This is a genomic window from Pedobacter sp. HMWF019 (assembly GCF_003061025.1).
Taxonomy (GTDB): domain Bacteria; phylum Bacteroidota; class Bacteroidia; order Sphingobacteriales; family Sphingobacteriaceae; genus Pedobacter.
This window is the reverse complement of record NZ_QAIL01000580.1, coordinates 1-3,773: the sequence shown is the minus strand read 5'-3', so window position 1 is coordinate 3,773 and position 3,773 is coordinate 1. Positions and strand designations below refer to the sequence as shown.

The 3,773-nt window shown below is 37.2% G+C and carries 6 protein-coding genes; all 6 read left to right on the top strand.

What is annotated here, in order from left to right; translation table 11 throughout:
- The first annotated feature begins 41 nt into the window (after window positions 1–41).
- The gene (locus DBR11_RS30705) at window positions 42–191 is read left to right on the top strand and encodes a VanZ family protein (RefSeq protein WP_369974468.1); all 150 of its coding nucleotides are present in this window, start codon (window positions 42–44) and stop codon (window positions 189–191) included.
- An 88-nt stretch (window positions 192–279) separates the two neighbouring features.
- Window positions 280–618 carry a PadR family transcriptional regulator gene (locus DBR11_RS27690; RefSeq protein WP_108555774.1) on the top strand — a complete coding sequence of 113 codons (339 nt, stop codon included), beginning with the start codon at window positions 280–282 and terminating at the stop codon, window positions 616–618.
- Window positions 615–1,205: an HAAS domain-containing protein gene (locus DBR11_RS27685; protein WP_108555773.1), complete on the top strand. Its 591-nt coding sequence runs from the start codon at window positions 615–617 to the stop codon at window positions 1,203–1,205. Before DBR11_RS27690 ends, DBR11_RS27685 begins: the two co-directional genes overlap by 4 nt.
- Window positions 1,206–1,209: 4 nt before the next feature.
- Entirely contained in the window at window positions 1,210–2,529 is a 1,320-nt protein-coding gene (locus DBR11_RS27680; protein ID WP_108555772.1) for a serine hydrolase, read from the top strand.
- Between the two features lie 9 nt (window positions 2,530–2,538).
- The gene (locus DBR11_RS27675; RefSeq protein WP_108555771.1) at window positions 2,539–3,450 is read left to right on the top strand and encodes a GlxA family transcriptional regulator; all 912 of its coding nucleotides are present in this window, start codon (window positions 2,539–2,541) and stop codon (window positions 3,448–3,450) included.
- Between the two features lie 97 nt (window positions 3,451–3,547).
- On the top strand, window positions 3,548–3,773 hold a 226-nt coding region (locus DBR11_RS30430), incomplete at its 3' end, for a heavy metal-binding domain-containing protein (protein ID WP_233260937.1).

Genomic DNA, 3,773 nt, shown 5'->3' with positions numbered 1-3,773 from the left:
CTGCTATTCCCCTCAATCCAGCGTTAAAGGCCACAATATCGATGGTTCTATATGAATTTGCTCAATTTTTAATTCCAGGAAGAACCTTTGATATCCAGGATATAGCCGCGTCAATATTGGGAGGCATCCTTTCCTATTTATTCTTACTACTTATTTTTAAACACTGTAAATCAGAAAAAAAAATCTATTAAACATCGCTCTAGAACCGATTTTGTATGGTATAAAATCACAATGCAATAATACATTGTTATACTATGTATTTTGTTATATATTTACCCCATGAATCAGGAGTTTATAAATAAGTGGATCTCACAGGTAAAAAAAGGAACACTAACCTTTATCGTATTGAACATTTTAAAAAATGGGAAGGAATACTATGGTTACGACCTGATTAGTGAAATTAAAAAGAATACGGCCATAGAAATTGCTGAAGGAACATTGTATCCATTAATGAACAGACTAAAAGCGGAAAATCTCATCACTTCAAAATGGGTTGAGCAAGACTCAGGAATTCCGAGAAAGTATTATAACATTACCAATGAAGGTGTAGCTACACTTAAATCAATGAATACTTATTGGAACGAACTCAACAACTCCATCTTAAAAATATCCAAATGAACTTAACCAAAATACCATTTACAGATAAATCATCCATACGGATTTACCAGGAATATTTAGACCGGATCCAAAGGGCGACAAAATCCTTATCTAAAGAAGACCAGCTGGAAATTATGATGGAACTAAACAGTCATATTTATGAAAACTTCAGCCAAAAGAAATCTGATAATGAAATTGAACAGCTTCTGGACATTCTTCAAAAATTAGGAAGTCCGGAAGAGGTACTAAAGCCTCTTGTAGCAGATAAAAAATTAACACAAGCTACAAGAACATTCAACCCTGTCCATATTTTCAAAGCGCTCATTTTAAATATTGGTAATGGCTTAAGCTATATTATATTCTTTCTCCTCTACCTGTGCCTGTTTGCTTTTATTTTCTTAATTGGTGCAAAGACCATCCTGCCAGATCGCGTTGGCTTATTTTATAAAAAAGGATCAACCTTTATTCTGGGAATGTCATCAAATTATCCAGGTCATGAGATGTTAGGAAACTGGTTTATTCCGGTAATGATCGCCCTCACTATTGTATTCTATCTTCTGCTCACTTTCTTACTCAAAATTAAAAATCGTTTTCACCATAAACACTAAAACTATGTACAAAAACCTGCTTACCGTAATCCCACTTATTTTTTGCTTATCATTTTCATACGCACAAAACATTGACAAACCTAAGTTAGATGCTTATTTCAAAACGCTCGAAGACAACAATAAGTTTATGGGTAGTGTAGCCATTTCACAGAATGGTCAATTGCTTTATACAAAAGCCATTGGATATACCGATATTGAAAATCATACCAAACCTAATAAAGACACTAAATACAGGATTGGTTCCATTTCCAAAACCTTTACAACAGTTCTCATTTTCAAAGCTATTGAAGAAGGTAAACTGACACTCGGACAGACCATAAACCAGTATTTTCCCTCTGTAAAAAACAGCGATAAAATTACCATCGCTCAACTTCTAAGCCACAGAAGTGGAATTCATAACTTTACGGATGATGAAGAATACCAACAATGGAATACAACAAAGAAATCTGAAAAGGAACTCACTGATATTATTGTAAAAGGAGGAAGTGATTTTGAACCTGACAGCAAAACCTCCTATAGCAATTCTAACTTTGTACTTTTGTCATTCATTTTACAAAAGGTTTATAAACAACACTATTCTGAAATCCTAAAAGAGAAAATCACAAAACCTCTAAACCTGAAGAACACATTCTATGGTGGAAAAATAAACCTTAAAAACAATGAAAGTAATTCCTATAAATTTGTAAACAGCTGGAACAAAGAACCAGAAACGGATATGTCCGTTCCAATGGGTGCAGGGGCTGTTGTCTCGACTCCAACTGATTTAACTAAATTTGCAGAGGCTTTATTTGGAGGCCAGCTCCTATCAGCTAAAAGCTTAGAACAAATGGAAACGATAAAGGATGGCATTGGCATGGGCCTGTTCAAATTTCCTTTCTATGATAAGTCGAGCTATGGACACACTGGTGGAATAGATGGTTTCACTTCAGTTTATTCTTATTTCCCATCTGATAAAACTGCAGTAGCCCTAACTTCAAATGGGTCAAATTACGATAACAACAAGATCATGATTGCATTGCTAAGCGGCGTCTATAATAAACCATTTGAGATCCCAAATTTTGCTACTATTGAAGTTTCAAGTGAGGATCTGGATCAATACCTGGGCGTATATGCCAGTCAACAAATCCCTTTAAAACTCACCGTAACTAAAAAAGACAAGACTTTACTCGTACAAGCAACCGGACAATCCTCATTTCCATTGGAAGCCAGTGAGAAAGATAAATTCAAGTCTGAACAGATCGGTGTTGCTCTGGAATTTAATCCGGCCCAAAAACAAGTGATATTAAAACAGCACGGTGCCACGTTCACCTTTAATAAAGAGTAAATTTGAATTATGGCAACCAACAGGGTTATATTTCTCGTATTCAACAGCGTGCATCTTCTCGATTTGGCAGGTGCAGTTACAGTCTTCTATGAATCCGGCTGCTGTGGGAAGCATTACGATATCCATTATGTATCACCATCCCCAAATCCCCAAACCTCATCTGGTTTGGGGATTACCAATGTTGACCCGCTACATTCTATCCATGTAGAAAAAGAAGACATTGTTATCCTGGCCGGGATGGAAATTGCCAAATGGAACAGAGCAGATGACAAACTCTGGATACCCTGGCTGCAAAATGCAGCCGCACAAGGTGCAACAATATGTTCAATCTGTACAGCGGCTTTTGCTCTTGCTGCCTCCGGCCTGTTAGATGGCCAAAACTGCACCACACATTGGGCATGGACAGCAGCCTTACAGAAAGAATACCCCCACTTAAAAGTTATTGAAAACAAACTATTTGTCCAAAGCGGCAGAATATTTACCAGTGCAGGCATTGCAACCGGTATAGACCTTGCACTATACCTGGTGGAAGAACAACATGGAGTAGCCTTTGCCTGTAGGGTTGCAAAAGACATGGTTGTTTATATTCGCAGAGATGGTATGGAAGTCCAAAATAGTATTTACCTGCAAAATAGACAGCACATCAACCATCATATACATCAGGTACAAGATTATATAACAAAGCACCTGCAACATAAATTAACCCTAGAAGAATTGGCAGAACTGGTCTTTATCAGCCCACGCAATCTTACACGACTTTTCAAGTCTGCTACAGGAGTAACCATCGGGCAATATATTCAACTTTTAAGGCAAGAAAAAGCAAAACATCTCTTAAAGGAAAAATATAAACTTGCCTGGATAGCACAGGAATGCGGTTACAGAAGTAGCGCCCAAATCCGAAAGCTACTCAAAGAAGTATAAGAAGAAGAATCCTCGCCTAACAGAATGGCCGGATTGGTTATACATATGTCCAGATTTATTCTTCCTGGTCTTATATTTTTGTATAAATAATCTATTTATGAAAAAGCTATTCTTTCTATTTGCTTTTATTCCTTGCCTGGCATTTACACAAGTCAATGCAGCCAGATATGCATGCCCACCCTGTAACAATGACTGTGACACCCTAACCTTCCAGCAGCCAGGCCAATGTCCACATTGCGGAATGACACTGGTGGCAAAAAATCAACAGGTACCAAAGGATCAAAAAATAACTATATGCTTTTATCTGTATGATGGTGTAGAAA